Annotated in this window: 15 protein-coding genes; 4 read left to right on the forward strand and 11 right to left on the reverse strand. The window is 65.9% G+C overall.

The window, feature by feature from the left end; all coding sequences use genetic code 11:
- The first annotated feature begins 110 nt into the window (after positions 1 to 110).
- Positions 111 to 422, forward strand: a complete 312-nt coding sequence (locus VGC13_RS19620) for a hypothetical protein (protein WP_331126982.1) — start codon at positions 111 to 113, stop codon at positions 420 to 422.
- A gap of 290 nt (positions 423 to 712) precedes the next feature.
- Here VGC13_RS19620 and VGC13_RS19625 read toward each other — a convergent pair whose 3' ends face one another.
- The 4 genes from VGC13_RS19625 to VGC13_RS19640 all read right to left on the reverse strand — a co-directional run bounded on the left by VGC13_RS19625 (position 713) and on the right by VGC13_RS19640 (position 5379).
- Positions 713 to 1207 (reverse strand): hypothetical protein, encoded by a 495-nt coding sequence (locus tag VGC13_RS19625; protein WP_331126983.1) that lies wholly within the window; start codon positions 1205 to 1207, stop codon positions 713 to 715.
- Positions 1208 to 1291: 84 nt separating this feature from the next.
- A complete protein-coding gene (locus tag VGC13_RS19630) occupies positions 1292 to 2161 on the reverse strand; it encodes a toll/interleukin-1 receptor domain-containing protein (protein ID WP_331126984.1) in 870 nt (289 codons plus the stop codon).
- A gap of 516 nt (positions 2162 to 2677) precedes the next feature.
- Complete coding sequence (locus VGC13_RS19635) at positions 2678 to 3799, reverse strand: hypothetical protein (RefSeq protein WP_331126985.1); 1122 nt, start codon at positions 3797 to 3799, stop codon at positions 2678 to 2680.
- 1337 nt (positions 3800 to 5136) lie between these two features.
- On the reverse strand, positions 5137 to 5379 hold the full coding sequence (locus tag VGC13_RS19640; RefSeq protein WP_331126986.1) for a hypothetical protein: 243 nt from the start codon (positions 5377 to 5379) through the stop codon (positions 5137 to 5139).
- Positions 5380 to 5574: 195 nt separating this feature from the next.
- On the opposite strand from VGC13_RS19640, the gene VGC13_RS19645 reads away from it, so the two are divergent.
- Positions 5575 to 5748, forward strand: coding sequence for a hypothetical protein (locus tag VGC13_RS19645; RefSeq protein ID WP_331126987.1), 174 nt, complete (start codon positions 5575 to 5577; stop codon positions 5746 to 5748).
- A gap of 584 nt (positions 5749 to 6332) precedes the next feature.
- On the opposite strand, the gene VGC13_RS19650 is transcribed toward VGC13_RS19645, so the two are convergent.
- The 7 genes from VGC13_RS19650 to VGC13_RS19680 form a co-directional block, all read right to left on the reverse strand.
- Positions 6333 to 6674, reverse strand: coding sequence for a VOC family protein (locus VGC13_RS19650; RefSeq protein WP_331126988.1), 342 nt, complete (start codon positions 6672 to 6674; stop codon positions 6333 to 6335).
- Between the two features lie 768 nt (positions 6675 to 7442).
- On the reverse strand, positions 7443 to 7994 hold the full coding sequence (locus tag VGC13_RS19655) for a hypothetical protein (protein ID WP_331126989.1): 552 nt from the start codon (positions 7992 to 7994) through the stop codon (positions 7443 to 7445).
- A 1165-nt stretch (positions 7995 to 9159) separates the two neighbouring features.
- Positions 9160 to 9342 carry a hypothetical protein gene (locus VGC13_RS19660; protein WP_331126990.1) on the reverse strand — a complete coding sequence of 61 codons (183 nt, stop codon included), beginning with the start codon at positions 9340 to 9342 and terminating at the stop codon, positions 9160 to 9162.
- Positions 9343 to 9658: 316 nt separating this feature from the next.
- Entirely contained in the window at positions 9659 to 11782 is a 2124-nt protein-coding gene (locus VGC13_RS19665; protein WP_331126991.1) for an adenylate/guanylate cyclase domain-containing protein, read from the reverse strand.
- 518 nt (positions 11783 to 12300) lie between these two features.
- Entirely contained in the window at positions 12301 to 14400 is a 2100-nt protein-coding gene (locus VGC13_RS19670) for a hypothetical protein (RefSeq protein WP_331126992.1), read from the reverse strand.
- 2 nt (positions 14401 to 14402) lie between these two features.
- Positions 14403 to 15146, reverse strand: a complete 744-nt coding sequence (locus VGC13_RS19675; protein WP_331126993.1) for a FecR family protein — start codon at positions 15144 to 15146, stop codon at positions 14403 to 14405.
- A gap of 8 nt (positions 15147 to 15154) precedes the next feature.
- Entirely contained in the window at positions 15155 to 16216 is a 1062-nt protein-coding gene (locus VGC13_RS19680; protein ID WP_331126994.1) for a hypothetical protein, read from the reverse strand.
- A 901-nt stretch (positions 16217 to 17117) separates the two neighbouring features.
- Between VGC13_RS19680 and VGC13_RS19685 the strand changes: the two genes are divergently transcribed.
- Complete coding sequence (locus VGC13_RS19685; RefSeq protein WP_331126995.1) at positions 17118 to 18746, forward strand: peptidase dimerization domain-containing protein; 1629 nt, start codon at positions 17118 to 17120, stop codon at positions 18744 to 18746.
- Positions 18661 to 19464, forward strand: coding sequence for a LysR substrate-binding domain-containing protein (locus tag VGC13_RS33700; protein WP_331126996.1), 804 nt, complete (start codon positions 18661 to 18663; stop codon positions 19462 to 19464). Before VGC13_RS19685 ends, VGC13_RS33700 begins: the two co-directional genes overlap by 86 nt.
- The last annotated feature ends 42 nt before the right edge of the window (positions 19465 to 19506 follow it).

Below are 19506 nucleotides of genomic sequence, written 5' to 3' on the forward strand. Positions count from 1 at the left end.
TCGGCATATTGCCGCAAAGACTTGCTTTTCATGAGCTTGCACGCTCCGCTGGAATCGGTACGGCATGCCTGTTGCCTCCTGCGTTGCATCTTCAACAGGAGCATGCAGCAATGGCCGATCAAGGCAGCGGGTACAAGCACAGCGCCAGCGACAAGAAGCTCGACCAGTCCGCCGTATCAGCGGACGCCCAACGCAACCAGGCTGAAGGTTCATCAGGCGCAAGCCACGACCCGCGCGAAATCAGCAAGCACGACGATGCCGGAAAGGACCGCCTGTTCGAGGCCCGCGAACAGCACGACCCCGCGGAGCGAGCCAGCGAGAAGGGCCGCCTCGCCAAGGATGTCGATCGTCACGATCATTCCGAGCCCAACCACGGTGCCAATGACGGGGGAAGCAGCGCGGATGCCCAGATCGTAGGCTAAGCGCGCCCTTCATCGCGGTTGGGCAGGACGTTTTATACCATGAAAACGAGGTCACTCCTCCCGCTGGGAAGGTGACCTCGTTCTGCTTCATTGATAGCCGGTACCGCACTGCGGACGCTCGCACCCGATTCGATTTTGGTGGCGCCTGACTCTAGGTGTGAGCGCCTAACGACGCAAGGGTTCAGGGGCTCGGGGCCGGCGCGCAAGATGCATCCCGCCAAAAGCATGCGAGGCCCCGCATCCCCTACAGCCGATTGTTAGGCCTCTCGACGGAATTGCGCCCGAATCAGTTATGCATGGGTGTCAGTGGGCGCAGGCGTTTGGGATTCAACACGTCGCCACTCCCACACGCCGGTCTTGATTTCCCCAGACTCTCCAAAGCCCACCCACTTCCCTACCATCGAATCGTTATTCGGCCGAATTCTAAGCTGAAAGGCACCATGGTAGGTGGAGCCCTCAGCTTCGTCATACCATGTTCCTGTCAGGTACGTGCCTTGGGACACCTCGCCGTTAACGAAGTACATGCGCCCGGCTGACGCGAATTTGGCCGAGACACGCTTTCCTAACTGCTTCATCTGCACCGTGCTCGGATTAACTGGAGGGAAATTGGTACTTTCCACAGCCCATTGCTGTTGCCAAGTACCAGCGAGCAACTGCTTTCTCCGTCGCGCTGAACCGAATGTTCGCACTAACACGCCGTGGGCTGCCCCTTCAATGAAGGGCTGCACAAAAACCGTAAGCACAAGACCGACAAGCGCACCGACAGCAGCCCAGAGGAATTCCATAGGTCGTCTGATTGAGGTGTCGGAGGGGAACTAGGCCTAACTGGTTGTTAGGCGGCCACGCGATGGCTTGCAATGGAGTACCCATCAATGCAGGACGTTCTCAAAAAAAAAGCTGTCGTGCTCCCTAATTCTATCCTTCGTAATCGTATACCACTTCTTCACTGAGAGATTATCACTCGTTGTACACTGCTCAATAAAGTGAGCCACCCTCCTTTTCAGGGCTGGATCCTCCACCTGGAGAGCTATCTCTCCGGCTGTGTAGGCAAACTTATCAATGATAATATCAGATGCTTTCGTTATGGACTCCTCTAAAATTCGGAGGCCAGCATCCTGCATGTTGGGCTCACAACTTTCTATTACAATCCTCCCAATGTACCAACAACAATGGTCGACAACCACGAAAGGCTTTGTTGTTTGCTGCGCTGAATCCCAAAGAGCCTGAAGGGCAAGTTCATCTCGTCCTCTTATCGCCAGTGCACCCAACTTCTCAGCGCACACCGAGGCTTCTCGGCCATCGATGAGACCTTGGACGCATTCCTCTATTGTCACAGAAGTTCGACCATCCAAGAAGCAGATCAGCTCGTCCAGCCCCTCTTCGAAAGACTTGCTAAAATCGACGTATCTCTTGTCTTGTAACAGAACAGGTATGTCGCACGCCTCACCAAGCAGTGGGAGGACTCTCGTGTTATCGTCAACAATCTCGCTGTGAAGCATCGCCTCCCACTCAATCGCGACCCACCTAGATCTGATTGAATAATCCGTTAGCCATAACGCAAGATACCTAGACTCCTTTATACCACTCCCAATCTTGCGAGATATTCTATCGCCCACACCGATCTCATGCTCATCTAGCCAAATGTGAAATCGCTTATCGGTAAGCGCCTGAGCTAAACGCGTAATGGTAGAACGATCGCGGCTCGAGTAGCTTATGAAAAGATCGTATCTGTATTCCATAGTCTTACCTCATGACAAGGAACGTTCAACCACGAAAGGACCCGAGAGCCGCCGGCCCACCAAAGCTGCCTTACTAGATAGTATGGGTCAAGAGAACTGGCGTCTGCCAGTGCCTGACCACCCAAGGACCGGGCGCCCACCGCCGCGAAGCCCGCCAACGCCATCATCAAGCAGAAGCATAGCCGCTGGTGGGAGGTGCGCGACCCGATCGAAGAGCTGGTCTGCCTCACCGTGTACCGCAAGGGTGCGCGGGAGGTGGTGCCGCGGCTCGCCGCCTGAGACGGAACCAAGCTGAAACACACGGCAGCCGCGGGAGAATACCCTGCGGCTGCCGCGATACTTGTCCAGCGGCCTAACGACACAAGGGTCAGGGGTGCGGGCCGACGCGCAAGACTTCCCTCCGCCCCAAAGCATGCAAGGCCCCGCATCCCCTGCAGCCGATTGTTAGGCCGCAGCTACGGAGCTCGCCCCATGCGGCCTCGCCCCGCTACTGGCGAGAACGACGGACTTAGCCAGCTACGATCCGTTAGAGATGCCACGCTTGAACTGGGCGAATGCCTCCAGGAGGCTCCGGTGAAGGTCACGGCTTGAACGGTACACGATCACGCGACGATGACGCAGATCAAAAGGAAGCTCGTCGATGGCCTGCGCAAGCAGGAGCATTTCCTTGCCCATCGCCGTCGCCAGACCCACCTCATACATGACGTTCTGATTGCGACCGCTCAGGTCCGCGACGACCAAACCGCTCTTCGCAATGCTCTCAAAGATCTGATCGATGATAGAACCCGGCGCCATGATGGAGTCGGCGCGATAGCTCCGTAATCCTGATTCCTGCGCCGCAGATTCAATAGTCCTATATACATCCTCATACTCAAACGAGAAAGGCATAAGTACGAAAACTGCATCTCGCTCGACTTCTACGTCACTCGGCGTAGTGACGGGGACAGACAGAATCGCTGAACGCCGATTGCGTACTAGAGACTGAATCTCGGCTTGGGCGTCCTGCCGCTGCGGCTCCGATTGTCGCTTGCCAAGCCGCTCAATTGCATCATGCAGAGCTTCAAGGGATGCCTGATTTGCTAGACCGGTCCTCTCTGCCACTTCGAGTTGCGCCCTCAGGAGGTCTCTTTCTCTCTGCAATGCTACGAGCCGCGCTTCGTACTCCTTCGTCGCTCCCATTTCCGCCAGTTCGGGAATCGCATGCAGGACAGGACTATCTTGCATCCGTTCCTCGCTCAGGAACGAGGTTAACATCTGTTGGATCTGTGGAATTGCGTCCTTTTCTCCACCAACACGATCCTCGTAGGCGATCACACGGAGATCGCCTACATCGAACGGAGGCTTAGTTCCTTTTAGAGCGATGAGAATCGTGCCGGAGCGCAATGCGTGTCGGACGCCTAACTCATAAAACACGTTGGGATTGAGGTCTGTCAGATCAGCGATAACTGTGTCGGAGCGATACAGACGGGAGAGCAGGTCACGGGTGATAGAGCCCGACATAGTTACAAAGTCAGCTCGTACGCAACGGAAGACTTGCTGTCCGTCAATAAGAAGGTTGTCTACAGCAGGCTGTATGATATGCTCATATCGGTTCCGATACACTTGGTAGGCGTCACCGCTACCGATCGGCATTATCACGAAGCACTCTCTCACAAGTCACCGTAGGTGTGTGCACCTGACGATACACGCGCAGGGGCAGGGTTAGCGCATGGATAGCAACAGCGAGAAGCATGTGGCCCGTATCGGCCCGTGGTCGATTGTTGGGCCTCATCCGCACCTGAATCAAGCGATCAAACAAGGATAACGCTCGCTAGTTGACGCGGCGTGCGACTACTGCCTGCGAAACCGAAGGCGGAGGATCGAAGACATGTGTTAACGAGTCAAGGCGTGCCCCCACAATGCGTACTGCTGCGGCTGCCGCGACACCTGCCCCGCGGCCTAACGACACAAGGGTCAGGGGTGTGGGGCCGGCGCGCAAGGCTTTCGTCCGGCTGAAAGCATGCGCGGCCCCGCATCCCCTGCAACCGATTGTCAGGCCGCGGCTCGGCCGAGAGCCGTGCCAAGTGCCATCAGCCTTCGCCGGGTAAGTAAGGTAACACGAAAAAGGCGCGTCACCCCTTTGGTTCTGCGAGTTCCCGCTGTCCGCAGTTGGCGCACACACGGCTACTCCGTCCCTGCCCGATCGGCTCCCAAGGAGTGAATAGGTGATGAGGCGTCAGTGAGTAGTCAATATCCGTTTCTTCACACCGCTCACACGATCTCTTGACAAAGTTGCAATCTCCTGGGTGGTGTGGTCTCCACTCGCCCCAGTCATGATCCTGCTTCACTGCCGCCTTTTCGGCACGAGCACTGCACCGCCGACAAAAACGAACCTGATCGCACGTGCGTGGCGATTGATAGTGCCAAGCGTCCCACAGATGCTCCTGCCTATTCTCCCGCTCGTTGCATCGAGCACAACTACGACCTTGCTGGCACGAACCATCATCAGTGTATGTCCAGTCGTTCCAACTATGGTTTGTGCGGTTCTCGACTGCGGGGCACCGCTCACACTGACGCGACTGGTCACACTTGTTGTCCGCTGTGAAGGTCCACTCGGAAAATGTGTGAAATACTTGTGTTTCTTTCTTGGTACAGCCTTTACGACGACACGACCTGCTCTGGTTACATTCACCTTCTGAGATGTACGCCCAATTTGACATATCATGCATCCCGACAAGACAACCTACGCTTCCCCAGAAAGACATAATGGATGGCCCCGAATTGGAGGTTGATAAAATGGCGCATGCAGGGTGGGCAAGGGCGATTAAATCAAACTAATTGGCATCTGGTAATTGGCAAGACTATGCTTGTCGCATGATCTGCACTCCTGCCCCGCGGAGTGCGAAGGGGCTGCCGCGCAAGACTTTCGTCCACCTGAAAACATGCAAGGCCCCGCATCCCCTGCAGCCGATTGTTAGGCCGGCTCCGCGCGCGAATCAAGGACGCCTAGCCTGCGCCTGGTTCTCCAGCTGCTCCGCGAGTTCCTTGAAATCCTCGGTGCGTTCTCTCGCCAGGCGAGCCAGCACGGTTTCCCAATCCTCAGGAGGTGAGCGGTACGCGGAACTGGCGGGATCGAGACGAGCGCGGGCTATGGAGCTGATCGAGACGCCAGCCGCGTCTGCGATCTCATCCGCGGTGATGCGACGGGTCAGTATATCTGTAGCGGCCTTGAAGTCCACAGGCGCTCGCTGGATAGAATGCTCTTGACAAGCCACGCTTCTGGATATAGTATTCTGTCCAGCAGGGAGAAAAGCAAGGCTGACCGCTCTCCCAGCAAGAAGAACCGGCCAGCCTCACAGACGAACGACCCGAAGGCCGCCCGCTCACCAAACCTGCCCTGCTGGACGGCCCGGGTCAAGAGGATGGAGCGCACGATGCCCCAGAAGCAGAAGGATCCCGCGCCCGCAGCCGCCGCGAAGCCAACCTACACCATCGTCAAGCAGACGAAGAGCCGCTGGTGGGAGGTCCGCGACCCGAACGATGAGCTGGTCTGCCTCACCGTGTACCGGAAAGGCGCGCGGGAGGTGGTGCGGCGGCTCGCCGCCTGAGCCGGACCAGGATGAAACACACGGCAGCCGCGGGAGAAACCCCTGCGGCTGCCGCGATGCTTGCCCAGCGGCCTAACGCATATTGAGAGCACGCCCCCTGCTGTGAGTCGGCGGTTGCGAACCCAGCGTTCCCCGCAACAGGAGGCGGCCCTCATGAGAAGCTCGACGAAGTATTTGGGTCTGGACGTGCACCAGGCAACCACTATGGCGACGGTGCGGGAGGCCAGCGGCAACATCATCGCGCGCAGCATCCTGCCGACCGAGGAGGCGGCGTTGCTGGAGTTCATCGCCGGAATGCGCGGCACGGTGCACTTGGCCTTCGAGAAAGGCACGCAGGCGCAGTGGCTGCGCGACCTGCTCCTCAAGCGCGTGGCGCGCGTGGTCGTCTGCAACCAGCGCGGCACGCCCCAGCGGGGGAATAAGGGCAACCACGCGGACTCTGCCCAGCTGTCGGAGCCGCTCCGCACGGGCCAGCTGCGGGCGGTCTACCACGGTCGCGCCGATCGGCAGGTGCTCAAGGAGCTCACGCGCAGCTACGAGGCTGCAGCGCCTGGTTCGGCGCTCCGCACCCGCGGCCGGCGGGGTCACCGCGGGTCAACCTGCATGGCCGCCAGTTCGTTGCCGCCCGGGTCGCGGAAATGGAACCGCCGGCCGCCTGGGAAGCCGAAGATCGGCTTGGTGACGGCCGCCCCGGCCGCAGTGACCGCCGCGAGCGTCGCCTCCAAGTCCGCCACCGCGATCACGGGCAGGGGGGCTTGGGTCGCCTCCTGCGGGTCAGCCTGGAGGCCGATGTCCACGTCCCCGGTGAGAGTGCAGGCGTAGGTCGGCCCGAACGGGGTCATGGTGAAGCCGAACGCCGCCTCGAAGAACGCTCGGCTCGCCGCCAGGTCGCGGGCGGGCAGCTCAATGAAGTTGGGCCTGGACATGCTCGTTCCCCCTGATTGATTACCTGTTGCCGACGCCGCCGAACGCCCCAAAGGTCAGGGGTGCGGGGCCGCCGCGCAAGCCTTTCCCTCCGCCCAAAAGCATGCAAGGCCCCGCATCCCCTGCAGCCGATTGTTAGGCGGCGCCACAGGTTGCGAGGCGCTCCGGCCACAACGCCGGTATGTCTGCTAATCCCGCGACCCCGAGAGCGAGGGCCCAGAGCACGAATGCACCCGCAGCGAAGGACGCGATTCCTATGAGACGCAGGTACGGCCCTACCGCAGGGACGGAGGTCTGAGCGATCCGCTGGCGCCAGCGCCAAGGGGATCACCGCAAGAGCAAGCGTCGTCACAACGAGGATTCCGCCGAACGTGTAGAAGAGGCTCCCAAAGTGCATCTGAGATGCGTAGCCGACGAACGCCGCGCCCACAGCGATGCGCACGAGCAGCTCGAGCACATGCAGGCGCAGCGTGCTCGCGAAGTGCTGCAGGTAACCAAACGCACGTGCGGGTCCTGCCACGGCAATGGCGCCGAAGCCGAGCAGGTAGAGAGCAGAGAGGGCAACGACCGCACCAGCATGAAGCGTCAGCAGCTGCACAAAGAACTCCGTGCGAGAGGATGCTCAGCCAAGCCGCCTAACAGATGACCGCTCAGCCGCAGCACGCTGACGACTGGCGGATGGTACGAGCCGCAGGATACGCTGCCGCTCGGACGAGGCAAGGACACTGGCGCGTGCTGTCGGCCTGCAGCGGTGGGTTCTGCCGCCCGACCTACTTCCGTTCCAGACGCAACTCTGCAAATGTAGACACGCGTCCCGAATCGCTGACATTGTTGATTGTCCACGACCACGTGTCGCCCTCGCGGTCGTACTCGAACGTGTTTCGGATACCGCTCCCGTCCGCGAGACTCCAAACGAACGGGATTCGGTCTCCATCAGGCTTCCCGTGGCCGACGCCTTCCTCGGCAAAGTTTGTCGTAGCCGTGTTGTCCAGCCACATGACTACGTAATTGGCGTTCTCTGTATCCCAAGCGATGTGAATCCAGGCTTCGTAAGCGAGCCTCCCGTCCTCATCTCGCTCGCGTGACACCTCGTGGATTCGGACGTACCGGCGGCCTAGAATCCACTCAGCATACACGTCGTGCGTCACTCTATCACCAGCTATTGTGCCCGTCATCAACCACTCGCCGACCATGTCGCCCATGAGCGCCTCATGCTCCGGCACCGCAGCTTGTTGTGCCGACACCGAAGGCACATAGAGGAATGACAGCGCGAACACAAGCGCTGAGCCAAACAGTGTGGAAAGTCGCGCGGAAGCGTTCATAGTCGTCGAGAGTAGGGGTGCCGTTTGTCGTGTTAACGCTGGCCGTGCCTGGCGGCCTAACGACACAAGGGTCAGGGGTGCGGGGCCGCCGCGCAAGACTTTCCTCCAGCCGAAAGCATGCAAGGCCCCGCATCCCCTGCAGCCGATTGTTAGGCCGCACTGGGCGACGTCACTCCGCTTCTACTGCTCTGCTTCTAATTCCGCCGGATCACGAAGGCATTGTTCGCCGGTTCATTATAGAACGGGCATTGGGCGCTCCGCACGTTCTGAGTTACCCGATAGCCTCTCGGAATCCGGGACCCAGCGCAGACAGTCTCCGTCGCCCGTGGCACCCGGATGGTAAACGCATTGTTGCCGCGCCCATCGGTTCCGCACTGGTTCCGGCGCAACCCTGCAATGATCACATAGGGTTCTGGAATCGGGGATGATGCGCACACATGGGCCACCGTACCCGGCCGCTCAACGAAGTGGCTGTTATGCCCGCCCGGCGAGTAGAACGGACAGTTGACGTCTGGACGTCCGGAGGTCACCACGTGTCCCGGTGGGACCCGCTGATTAATGCAAATCCAGGGTGGGCTCGATCGTCTCAGCTCGCGCGCCGACGCCGTGTTAGCGACGGCGAACATCAGGAGTGCGGCCAAGATCGTCGCGAGCGTGACCCATACACGCGGGAGCATGCGGAGCGGGTGAATCATGGCACGGTGAGGTCAGCGGGGGAATGGTGGGACCACAGTAATGGGTCGATACCGAGTTCATGCGGCAGCGACGTACCGACACAAGGGTCAGGGGTGCGGGACCGCCGCGCAAGACGTTCCTCCGCCCGAAAGCATGCAAGGCCCCGCATCCCTTGTAGCCGATTGTTAGGTCGTGGCAATTGCGCCGGTCAAGACACATTTTGGTCCGCGCCAGCCGCCGCACTGCTGCGCTAGGCGGTTTCGTAGCGCCATAGCTACCTCATCGAATACGAAGCCTATGGTGCAACGGCGCCTCATCGATAACCCCTTTACGTCGAAACGTCTGGATAAGCCTTCCGGCCTTTACAGTTGAATCTGGAGTTAGCCTCCCAAAAAACCTCTGATTTTTCACCACGCACCTCAGTGATGGAACTCGCCTCGCCATAGCTGGTAGTGGGTCAGTTTGGAATATGAGTGAGGTCCGATTCCCCTCAATCTGGGCGAACTTTTACCATCGCCTGCATCACGGTGCCACCGTGAACGCCGACCCCTCCCTCTGGCCGCCAACCCTGGGTGATCAACTGACGCACGCGCGCCTGTAGAATGTCCATGCGGTGTTTGCCCTTCGCGGCGTCCCAGTTGTCCACGATCATATAGTCCAAGATGGTTTCCATTTCTCTCCTTTTGGTTAATCCCCCATCAGGTCAAGCACATGATAGAGCGTCACACCGGGTCCGGGTACTTTCTCGCGCGACAGCCCGTCGCCGCGCCGAATGCGCCGCCCTGGAGTCTGTACCGGCGGCGCCTAACACCTATCTAATATAAGTAGATCGCGTTCCGATAAGCGCGCAAGCATGGCGACGTGATCGGGGCGGCCCAACAGGTTTTTAGTCACGCGGGGGCTGGGACAAAGCTGGAATCAACGCGATTCTGGATAACGCGCGTTCCGCCGAGTTCGTCCGAACGACCACGGACGCGGCTTCGTGGTAATTACTTCGACGCGAGCTGGTGGGCGCCGTCCCACCCCTCGGCGGGCGGGTGGATGACGTACTCGCGGCAGCGCTCCAGGTAAGCGGCGGACGGCCCATCCTCCGGGTGCCGCTCCATAAGCGCCGCGAACGCATCCGCCGCATCGCCGAAGCGGCGCTCGCGGTACAGTGCCAGCGCGTCCGCGAAGCCGTCCAGCAGCGCCGTCACATCCGCATCCACCCCGTCCTCGCGCGCGGCGAGCAGCTCGTGCACGGCGACCGGTGCGGCGCGCCCCATCACCCGCACGCGGTCGATCTCCCGGCCGACGAAGTGCGCGCTCACCTCGCGCCAGGTGAACTCCGAGACGATGATCTCCGTGCCGTAGAGGTTGTTCAGCCCCTCCAGGCGCGACGCAAGGTTCACGTGGTCGCCCATGCAGGTGTAGTCCATCATCCGGTGGCTGCCCAGGTTGCCCACCAGCACGGTCCCGGTGTTGATCCCGGTGCGCGCGTGAAGCGCCGGCATCCCCTTCCCCTCCCACTCTGCGCGCTGGCGGCGCAGCTCGTCGCGCATGCGCAGCGCGGCGCGGCAGGCGCGCACCGCGTGGTCGTCCACGGGCACCGGCACGCCGAACTCCGCCATCAGCAGGTCGCCCACGTACTTGTCGACGATGCCGCCGTGCTCCACCACCACGTCCGTCATGGCGGTCAGGTACTCGTTCAGCAGCGCCACCAGCTGGGCGGGCGCCAGCCGCTCGGCCACGGCGGTAAAGCCGCGCACGTCGCTGAACAGCACCGTGGCCACGCGCTCCTCGCCGCCCAGCGCCAGCAGCTCCGGCCGGCGGATGAGCTCGCGCACCACGGCGGGCGGCACGTACTGCTGAAACATCCCCCGGATGCGCGCCCGCTCCCGCGCCTCGTCCGCCCACAGCACCGCCGCCGATCCCCCGGACGCCAGCCCCACCGCCAGCAGCGGCGCCACCGTCCAGAGCCACGTTCCGCCCGCGAACGCCAGCCCCGCCGCCGCGGGCACCAGGACGGCCAGCGTGACCGCCACCCCCACGCCCCGCCAGCCGCGAAGCCGCGCCAGCGCCAGGACCGCGGCGGCGGCCAGGAGCACCGTCCACGCGTATTGCGCGGGCCGCGGCAGCGGGCGGACGAAGCGGCCGGCCAGCAGCGCGGCGGCGGCCTGCGCGTGGATCTCCACGCCGGGCATCGGCACCGCCCCCGCCGTGCCGTCCGCGTCGCGCACGGGCGTGGGATGCAGGTCCTGGTGCTCCGGCACGGTGGTCCCCACCAGGACGATGCGGCCGCGGAACACGCTGTCCCGCGCCAGGTCCTCGAACGAATCCAGGTCCCACTCGCCGATGTCCGTGGCCGCGTCGTCCACCACCGTGGCGTACGAGTAGGTGGCGACGGAGCCGGCGGGTCCCAGCCAGTCGATCAGCATCCCCCCGCCCGGGCCCGCGGGAACGGCGCGCCCGCCCATCCGCCATCCGCCGCGCACCTCACGCGTCGAATCCGCCGGCATCCCCCGGAACCGCAGCACCGCCTGCACGCCCAGCTGCGGAACGGCGCGGCCGGGATACGCGTGCAGGACGGGATACTCGCGCACCACGCCGTCGACCGCGTCCGGCCGCACGTCCACGATGCCGATGGGCGCCCCGCGCAGCACGCCGGCCGGCTCCTCCAGCCGGAACCCGCGCGCGCCGCGGCGAAACACGACGTCCGTCTTTGCCCCCAGCACCGCGATCCCCGTCTGGTCGATGGCGGCGCGAAAGGCGGTGTCCGCGCGCGGGAACGCATCCGCGAAGGTCAGGTCGAACGCCACCACCCGGGCGCCCGCGCGGTGCAGGTTGCGCAGCAGCCGCGCGTGCCACTCGCGCCCCCAGGGATACCGCCCCAGCGACGCCTCGGAATCGGTGTCGATCGCCACGACCACGACCTCCGCCGGCCGCGGCTGGCTGCCGCGCAGAGTGAACCAGCCGTCGTACACGCGCCGCTCCAGCGCGCGCCCCACCCGCGCCTCCGCGACCGCGAGCGCGAGCAGCGGCGCCAGCACCATGACGGCCGCCAGGAGCAGCGCCCGGCGCCGCCGCGGCTGCAGGGGCTTCGGGGGATGACGACGGGGGATGCGGGCGGGCAAATCAGTTACGGGAAGGGAGCGGGCGGGGACAGGTTTGGGCCGCTCACTGAAGCGCGTTGACTTCCTGAGGGAGCGCACCACGCGTAATCAGAAGCTACACAACATTCTGCGCGCGACCGAAGGACCTCGCCTCGGTGGCGCAAGGGGCCGGATCAGGGCACGAAACCAGCCCAGTCGTTCGGCCGGCGAGGTCCTTCGGTCGGCGCCAAAGTGCGTTCGTACCGTCGGGTCCGGAGCGGCGCCTCCCTCAGGAAGTCAACGCTTTGGACGATTCTCGTACACACGCCCGAGCCTGCCGAATCTCGCTCGTTGGTTGCCCGCGAACAATGATTTTCCGCAGCGGTGCCGGAACCAATCCCTGGCCGCCGCCAAGAACTCGCCACCGCGACGAGAGCGCGGCCGTACAGTCCGCGAAGGCGGACTTCGCGACTTTCCAGCGGCGAATTCATTCGCTCCTGGAGGCGGACGCGTGAATGCACGTGGATTGTCATCCCGCAGACCCGAGGATTCGCCCCCCGTCAGAACGCGCGGCTCAGGCGCAGGCGCAGCACGAGCTCGCGCGTATCCAGCCCCGGCACGCGGTCGTCGGTGTAGTCCACCACGCCGGCGGTGAGGGAGATCAGCGCGTCCGGGCGCCACGCGAACTCGCCCCCGCCCAGCGCCTCCACGCGGGTGTAGCGCGGGCCGGGCGCCGTCGCGGACTCCGGGCTGCGCGCCGCGGTCATCCCGCCGTCGAAGCGCGCGGCCCAGCGTTCCGTCAGCTGGCGGCGCCCCGCTGCGCTCAGCCGGTCGAACGTGGTGCTCCCCTCGGCGATGCCGGGGAACTCGGCGCGGTTCTGTCCGCCCATCAGGGAAAAGCTGGTCCGGCGCGACTCCGTCTCGCCCTGCACCCCCGCCAGAAGGTACAGGTCTCGCGTGTCCGCGAACGGGTTGGTCGGATCGCTGCGTTCGATCCAGCTCCCGTTCACGCTCACGCGCGTCCGGAACGCCGCCAGCACGCCCACGGGCACCGTCACCCCGCCGGATGCCGCCACGGTGAACTGGTCCAGCGCGCCGGGGGTGCCCTGCCCCAGGTCGTTGGTGCGCGCGTGCAGGCGCAGCGAGCCCGTCACCAGCACGTCGCGCGGCGCCTGCAGGGTCACTGTCGCGAATCCGCCCCGGCCCTGCGTCGTGGTCGCCGCGGAGCCGTCCAGGTTGTCGCGGTCCTGCTCGTATCCCAGGGTAAAGAAGAGCGCGTCGCCCAGCAGCGAAAAGGAGTCGCGCACCCGCAGGCCCCGCCAGTCGCGCTGCAGGCCGGGATGGCCCAGCGTGTAGTAGTCCATCCCCACCTGGCGCCACTCGGCCGAGAGCTGGTGCCCGCCGGCGCGCACGCTGGCCCGCGCCTGGTGCGCCGTGCTGGTGAGCTCGCGCGGGTCCAGCGGCAGCAGCGAGGTGTTGAGGATGAAGAAGTCGTCGAACTCCCCCGGGTCGATCCCCGGCGGATCCGCCCCGGCAGCGATGAAGATGGAATCCAGCTCTTCCCGCGTTTGCGGCCGGGTGGTGATGTCGCGGGCCAGCAGCGAGGCCGCGTTCTCGTACTGCAGGACGATGCGCCCGCGCGCCAGCCGCAGCGATGCATCCAGCCCCGCCACCAGGTTGTCGCGCGGCGCACGGTTGGCGGAGAAAGTGCCGGAATCCGCCGTCGCGGCGTCCGTCCGCAGCGCGGGGATGGAGCCCGCGTCGTCGCGCACGCGCATCACCGTAAGGCCCAGGCGAAACCCGCCCGCGCCCAGCGACGGCCGCACCGCCAGCAGCTGCTGTCCATAGGTGCCGCTGCGCAGGACGTCCGTGCGGTCCAGCGGGTGCAGCGCAGGCGCGACCGGCCGCATGCTCTGCCCCGCGACGATGCTCAGCCCGGCCGGTCCGGCGCGCAGGTCCAGCTGCCCGCCGCGCACCCGGCGGCCGGCCAGGATCACGTCGTGCAGCATGGGATTCACGTCGCCCAGGGCAAGCGTGGCGCCGGGCGCGCGCAGCTCCGCGCGCAGGCGGTTCACGGGCTGGCGGTCCGGGCTCTCGTAGCCGCTCAGGTGGCCGCGCACCGAGTACCGCCATCCGGGCCGCACCTGCCCTCCCGCCGTCACCCACATCCGCGGCGTGAATTCCTCCTCCCGCCGGAACTCGGCGCCGGGGCCGCTGGCGGAGTTGCCGCCGCCCTCCATCACCACGGTGCCGTGCGGCAGCAGCGGAGAGCGCGGGCGCGGCACGGGAGTGGGTCCCGCGGCAAGGCGCGGCGCGGGCGAGACGGTAAAGGTCCACTCCACCGGCGGCAACGCCGCGCCGTCCGCCCCGCGCGCCCTGACGACCACGCGGTGCGGCCCCGCCGGCAGCGGCTGCCGCGGGCGCCAGGTCACCACACCGCCGGAGCGCTCCGCCTCCGCGGTCACGTCGCGCGAGCCCACGCGCACGGACACGGCCGAGTCCGCCCCACCCGGCAGGGTGACCGCCACCAGCACCTGGTCCGCGGAAATGCGCTCGCCCGGATCGGGGGAAAGGATCACCGCGCCGGGCTGCGCCTGCGCCCCGAGCGGGCCGGGAGCCGCCGCGAGCGCCAGGACGATCGCCGCGTAAAGGGGACGCATCCTCACGGCGCCCCCTGGATGCGGCCGCGCAGGGCGTCGGCGGGAACCTGCAGCATCAGCGTGCGGATGCGGCCTTCCGGGTCCTGCAGCTGCACCTCGATCCACGTCCCCGCCGTCGAGGCGCCGTCGTCGCCGCCGCCCACCTGGTCCGCCGCACGCAGCTCCTCGGGCGAGGCGTCCGCGGCCTCCGGCGCATCCGACGCGGACGTCACCGAGGTCCGCCGCCCCGCCGAGACGTCCGTGCGGCCCGCGTCGTTGAAGAACTCCACCACCCCTTCCAGCGTGATCACCGTCACGCCGGCCGAGTCCACGCGCACCACGAACTCCGTCCCCTTGACCGCCGCCACGCCCGCTGGCGTCTGGATGCGGAACTGGGCACCGCCGCGGCGGTTCACGCGCGCCCACACCTCGCCGAACTCCAGCTCCAGCGTTCGCACCAGCGCGCCGCCTTGGCCCCCCGTCGTCAGCAGCACCCGGGAGCGGGGATTGATGCGGAGGATGGAGCCGTCGTCCACGAAGCGCAGCGCCGCGCGCGTGTTCTCCGAGGTCGCCACCGTGTCCTGGTGCTTGAGGCGCTCACCCAACTGGGCGGGGCGCCGCGGACCGGTGGCGGGGAAGACCATCATCCGCCCCTCCTGCAGCAGCCGGTAGACGAGCGCCACGTCCGGCTGCTGTCCCTCGGCCCGGCCGGGGAGCAGCCCCAGCAGCCCCACCACCGCGGCGGTGGCCAGCATCGTTCTACGCATGGGGGGCCTCACTGGACGCGGACGGAAAGGACCGGGATCTCCCCGGCGGCGATGGCGGCGAGCAGCGCTTCCAGCTCCGGCAGGGGGATTACGCGGCCGTCCTCCAGCCGCGCACTCACCGGCGTGAACCCGTCCAGCTCCGGAGAAAGGCCCAGCGCGCGCAGCAGGATGTCGAACCGCGGGTCGGCCGCGTCGGTCCCGGCGCCCGCCCCGTCGATCCGGAACCAGTAGATGGGGCTCTCGATGACTTCGTCGCCGCCGGAGGTCCCCACCTCCCGCGTCACCTGCCAGGCGTAGGTGCCGCCGGGCTCCAGCGGGATGGCCTGCGCCGAGGCGGGATAGAACGCCGACGTCGCCGGCGTGACCGTCTCCCATACGGGAAAGCCGGCCTGCACCGCCTCCACCGCCGAGCCCTCGCCGTCCACCCGCACCACCCGCAGCCGGTAGCGCGCCGCGGACGATTCACCGTCCGCGCTCCACAGAAAGCGGGGCGTGGGGCCGGGCACACGCGGAGGCGCCCCCGCGTCCGCCGGCGCACCCGGCGCCAGCAGGTCCACGCGCGCGGCGGACCCCAGCGTGATCCGCAGCGCGTCGGAATCCAGCTCCCCGCCCTGCGGCGAGCGCGCCGTGACGGTGAACACGTACGTACCCGAGGGCAGCCGGCCGCTCTGCAGGCCGGGCTCGGTCAGCACGTCGTCGTTCACCGTGTAGTCGGTGATGGCGAAGTCTCCGCCGTCCGTGGCCAGGTCGTGGGCGGTAAGGTGCCGCACGCCGCTCTGCAGGGTGATCGGATCCGTCGTCCCGCGAAAGATCTGCACGGGTGACGGATTCTCCCGCGCGACGGCGATCTCCAGCACCACGGACCCGGCCCCCTGGCTTACCAGGGTAAATCCCAGCAGGTCCGGGCGCGCACCGGCGCTTCCCGGGAGCAGGTCGGCCAGGTAGATGGCCTCCACGATGGCAAGGCGGCGGATCGACACCTGGACCTGCGCCGACGCGGGCGCGGAGGCCAGGCCCACCCCGCCGGCCGCGATCAGCAGGCCGCCAAAGGCGCGAAAGAAAGGACGCATGAAGGGAGGGACCGGAGGCGGAAGGGAGGATGCGAGAGAGCGAAGCGGGCGAGGAGCCGGCCAGGAGCTGCTCCACGGCCGTGTCGCGGCATACGATAGCTGGCACCCCGCCCCCATCCAAGGCTTTTGTTTCGCGGCGGATCGAGGGAGGGCCGGTGGCGCCGGTTCTCGGGGCAGCGCGCGCCACGCAGCGCAAGGCACGAGTGCGGCTCGCGTTATCCCTGATCCCAGCAAAACTGTCACTCTGAGGGAGGCGCACCCTCGATCCTTTTCCGGATGCACAGTGCCCGGTGCGCCGACCGAAGAATCTGCCGGATCGGCGCAGGGTCCTGTCGGCCACGTTGAGTTCCCGCAAGTCAACGGCTCGACGACTGGTCACGAGCGGCCCGAAAGTAGATTTCTCAGTCGGCGCCAAGGTACGAAGCGGAGGACGACTCCACGCGGCGCCTCCTTCGAAATGACAGAGCGTGGTGCGCGGTGGCTTTCGGCCACGAGGGTCGGCGCAGCCGCGAATAACTCAGAATGGCACCGATCGTCCGCACAGGCTGTCGACCGGGAAAGCAGAGGAAACGGCACGAGCAAACTCTGTTGACTCTGGTAACTCTGTGTGAGGCCATTCCTTTGTGAACCCGTCAAGCGCAGAGGAAACGGCACGAGAAAACTCCGTTGACTCCGTTGACTCCGTGTGAGGCCAAACGCGGTGCCTGCCCACGCACGGAACTGCGCCGAAGCCGCCTCGCCCTGTCGGACGGAGCGGCGCACAGATTGCGGGCCGCGCGAGCAGCGACGGCCGCTCAATCCATCCCGCATCCCTGGAAACGACCCGATGCCCCTGGACCTGGATCGCGACGAGCTTCGCCGTCGACGCATCGTCCCTTTCACCCCCCGCCCTGGGCACATCATGCGCCTGCTCCTCCTGATCGGCTCGGTCCTCCTGGGCCTTGCGCTGTCCTCCACCGGCGTGGCTGCGCAGCCGCAGCGCGCTCCGATGGATTCCGCGCGGCTCGCCGCGCTCAAGGACGAGATCGCCCGCGAGATCGACGGGATGCACGAGTTCACGCAGCAGATGGTCGACCAGATCTTCTCGTACGGGGAGCTCGGGTTCCAGGAGAGCGAGAGCTCCCGCTACCTGGTGGGCATACTCCGGCGCAATGGCTTCACGGTGCAGGAGGGGATCGCGGGGATCCCGACCGCGTGGATGGCAACCTGGGGCTCCGGCAAGCCGGTGATCGCGCTGGGGTCAGACCTGGACGGGATCCCCCAGGCCTCACAGAAGCCGGGGGTTGCGTACCATGCCCCCCTGGTGGAGGGCGCGCCGGGGCACGGGGAGGGGCATAACTCGGGGCTCCCCGTGGTCATCACCGCCGCGATCGCGACCAGGAAGGTGATGGAGCGCGAAAGGATCGGGGGAACCATCCGCATCTGGCCCGGGGTGGCCGAGGAACTGGTCGCGGCCAAGGCATGGTTCGTCCGTGACGGGTTCTTTCGCGACGTGGACGTGACCATCTTCACCCACGTCGGCAGCAATCTCGGCGTCTCGTACGGCCCCTCGGACGGCACCGGGCTGGTGAGCGTGCTGTACCGCTTTCAGGGGGAGACGGCGCACTCCGCGGGCGCGCCGTGGCGCGGGCGCAGCGCGCTGGACGCGGTAGAGCTGATGAACGCGGGGTGGAACTACCGCCGCGAGCACCTGCGGCTCCCGCACCGCTCGCACTACGTGATCACGGAGGGCGGCGACCAGCCCAACGTGGTGCCGCGCACGGCCGCGGTCTGGTACTACTTCCGCGAGGTCGAGTATCCGCGCATCCGGGAGCTGTGGGAGATCGGCAACCAGATCGCCCAGGGGGCCACGCTGATGACGGGGACCACGCTGGACACGGTGCAGGTGCTGGGCGCCGCGTGGCCCAGACACTTCAACCGCCCGGTCGCGCTGGCCATGTACGACAACATCCGCCGGGTGGGCCTCCCCCAATGGGACGAGGCGGACCAGACGCTCGCCCGGGCCCTGCAGCGGGAGCTGGGAAACGACAGCACGCCGGGGCTGGATACCGCCCTCGCGAAGATCGACAGCGGGGTGCCGCCCGCGCAGAACCGCGGCGGCGGCTCGGACGACATCGGCGACATCTCCTGGGTGGTGCCCACCATCACCCTGCGCTATCCGGCCAACATCCCGGGCCTGCCGGGCCACCACTGGTCCAGCGCGGTGGCCATGGCCACGCCCATCGCCCACAAGGGCTCCACGGCGGGGGCCAAGGCCACCGCGATGACGCTGCTGGACCTGTTCACGCGGCCCGAGCTGGTGGACAGCGCGTGGAGCTACTTCCGCGACGTGCAGACCCGGGACGTGAAGTACGAGCCGCTGATCCGCCCCGGCGACCAGCCTCCCATAGAGATGAACGCGCAGGTCATGCAGCGCTACCGGGCGGAGATGCGGAGGTACTACTATGATCCCAGGCGGTACCGGACGTATCTGGAGCAGCTCGGCATCTCGTACCCGACGGTGCGCGTGCCGGAGCCTCAGCAGGACTGAGCGTGGGCGGCCGGGGGCTTCGACGCGCGGCACCCCCGGCGCGCTGCATGGTCATGGCGTGCATCCCCGGCGCCATTGGCGGGTGGCCGGCGATGAGCGTGACGTTCGTCGACAACCACGACACCGGCCCCTCGCTCGACGGCGGGCAGAACCACTGGCCCTTCCCGGGGGCAAAGGTGGAGCAGGGCTATGCGTACATCCTCACCCATCCGGGCACGCCCACGGTCTACTGGCCCCACTACTTCGACTGGGGGACGGCGCTGCGCGACAAGATCCGCGCGCTCATCCAGATCCGGCGCCGACAGGGGATCACCTCCACCAGCACCATCTCCGTGCAGGCGTACGACGCGTACCGCTACGCGGCCCGCGCGACCTTCCCGCGCACGAGTGTCTCAACTGGCGGCCGGCCTCGGACCAGGCACCCTACGCCTGGGAGTTCACGGAGAACGGCCACGACTTCGCCGTGGCCTTCGAAGCGCGCGTCCTCACCAACGACCCGGCCCTCAACCTGCGCCTCGCGCTCGCCTGCGTGGGCCTGGCCCTGGCGCGCGAGGACGTCGTGCGGCCCTACATCGAGCGCGGCGGGCTCGTCCCGGTGCTCGAGGAGTTCTCCACCCCCTTCCCCGGCTTCTACCTCTACTACCCCGCCCGCCGCCAAGCCTCCCCCGCCCTCCGCGCCCTGATCGACTACCTGCTCGAGATGTGGCAGGCGCGGTGAGGTTGCCGACAGTCGCTTCGCCTGAGAATCCGCTGGAGCAAC

The sequence above is a fragment of the Longimicrobium sp. genome, from assembly GCF_036399255.1.
In the GTDB taxonomy this organism is placed as follows: domain Bacteria; phylum Gemmatimonadota; class Gemmatimonadetes; order Longimicrobiales; family Longimicrobiaceae; genus Longimicrobium.